Source organism: Intrasporangium chromatireducens Q5-1 (assembly GCF_000576575.1).
GTDB classification, from domain to species: domain Bacteria; phylum Actinomycetota; class Actinomycetes; order Actinomycetales; family Dermatophilaceae; genus Intrasporangium_A; species Intrasporangium_A chromatireducens.
The window spans coordinates 1-1,583 of sequence record NZ_AWQS01000450.1 but is presented as its reverse complement, the minus strand read 5'-3'; the positions used below and the strand labels follow the sequence as shown (position 1 = coordinate 1,583).

Below are 1,583 nucleotides of genomic sequence, written 5' to 3'. Positions count from 1 at the left end.
CGGACCCGCTCGCCCGGACCTGCGTCGGCGTCGGCCCGGCGAGGTCGGGCAGCGTCATGGCCGCCGCGACCCCGGCCCCGGACAAGGCGACCGCGAGCAGGCCGGCGGCCGCGACGCTGCGACGGGTGCGGGAGGGCCGACGGCGCCGGGTCGACCGCGCAGAGCGGGCCGGCCCGATGGGCGCCTCGGAGAGCGCGGCGAGGCTCGCGAGAACGCCCGCGACGGGGTCGGAGCCGGTGTCGGCACGGGCCCCCAACCGATCGAGGAGCGCCTCGTCGGCGAGCACGTCGTTCAGGGCTGCCGGACCGGTCATGCGACGACGCTCGCCTCCCGGGCCGCCATGAGGGCCCGTAGCTTCGTGAGCGCACGGTGCTGAGCAACACGGACCGCACCGGCCGTCATCCCGAGGGAAGCGGCTGCCTCCTCCGTCGAGAGGCCGAGCACGACGCGGAGCGTGATGATCTCGCGCTGCTGCTCGGGCAGCTGCTCCATGAGCGCGAGCGCCTGGTCGGCCTCCGCGCGGGTGACCGCCTGGGCCTCGGGGCCCGGCCGGTCGTCGAGACCGTCGGGGACGGCCGCCACGGGCGTCGCGGAGCGCAGGACCAGCCGCTGCGCGTCGGCCACCTTGTTGGCAGCGACCCGGTAGACGAACGCCTCGAAGGGCAGGCCGCGGTGCTCGTAGGTGGGAAGCGCGGAGAGGACGGCCATGCACACCTCCTGGGCGATGTCCTGCGCGAGGTCCTCGGCCCCGAACCGGGCGAAGCGCACGCGCGCGTACTTCAGTGCCAGCTCCCTGACGCCCTCCATCAGTCGCTCGGTGGCCCGCGCGTCGTGCCGGGCACGGACGGCAAGGTCCCCGAGGGAGGTCGGAGGGTCCACCTGCTCCATCGCGTGGGGGCGCCGTCGCGTTACAGCGGCTGGCGCGCTCAACCCCAGGCCCATCTCCCCGTCCCCCGACCTCTCTCGACCACCGCTGTTGCACCGGCGACGGTGCGCGGAATGGCTGCCGACTGCGCCGCAGCCGCGGGCGGACCCACCCCTGACTCGCGCACTTCAGAGCATGCCATCAGCGGACCGAATCTTGACGATCTCTTGAACTTTTCGTCCTGTTTTCTTGGTAGTCCCGCCGGTTAGCGTCGAAGGGCCGGCCGCTCCCAGCCGGTACAGGGACCGCAGGGCCTGCCCTGCACGGATCGAAAGACAAGAGAATGGCCGAGATCAGTCGTCTTCCCGGCCCACTCGCGGAGCGATGGGACTGGCAGATCGAGGGCGCATGCCGCACCGTGAGCCCCGAGACCTTCTTCCACCCCGAGGGAGAGCGTGGCCCGCGTCGACGGGCTCGCGAGGCAGCCGCCAAGGCCATCTGCGGCTCCTGCCCCGTGGTCACCCAGTGCCTCCAGCACGCCCTGTCCGTGCGCGAGCCGTACGGCATCTGGGGCGGACTGTCCGAGCTCGAGCGTGAGCTGCTGCTCGACGGCTCGGTCCGCCAGGCCTCCTGAGCGGCGTCGACCCCGAGACAGCAGTCCTCGACAGAGGACGCGCCGAGACAGCAAGAGGGCCGCTTCCCGAGTTGGGAAGCGGCC

At 72.8% G+C, this 1,583-nt stretch carries 3 protein-coding genes; 1 reads left to right on the top strand and 2 read right to left on the bottom strand.

Annotated elements, in window-relative coordinates; all coding sequences use genetic code 11:
- On the bottom strand, positions 1-313 hold a 313-nt coding region (locus N864_RS22130), incomplete at its 3' end, for a hypothetical protein (RefSeq protein ID WP_034722630.1).
- A complete protein-coding gene (locus N864_RS22125; RefSeq protein WP_034722629.1) occupies positions 310-888 on the bottom strand; it encodes a sigma-70 family RNA polymerase sigma factor in 579 nt (192 codons plus the stop codon). The genes N864_RS22130 and N864_RS22125, both read right to left, overlap by 4 nt.
- A gap of 320 nt (positions 889-1,208) precedes the next feature.
- On the opposite strand from N864_RS22125, the gene N864_RS22120 reads away from it, so the two are divergent.
- Positions 1,209-1,499, top strand: coding sequence for a WhiB family transcriptional regulator (locus N864_RS22120; RefSeq protein WP_034722626.1), 291 nt, complete (start codon positions 1,209-1,211; stop codon positions 1,497-1,499).
- The last annotated feature ends 84 nt before the right edge of the window (positions 1,500-1,583 follow it).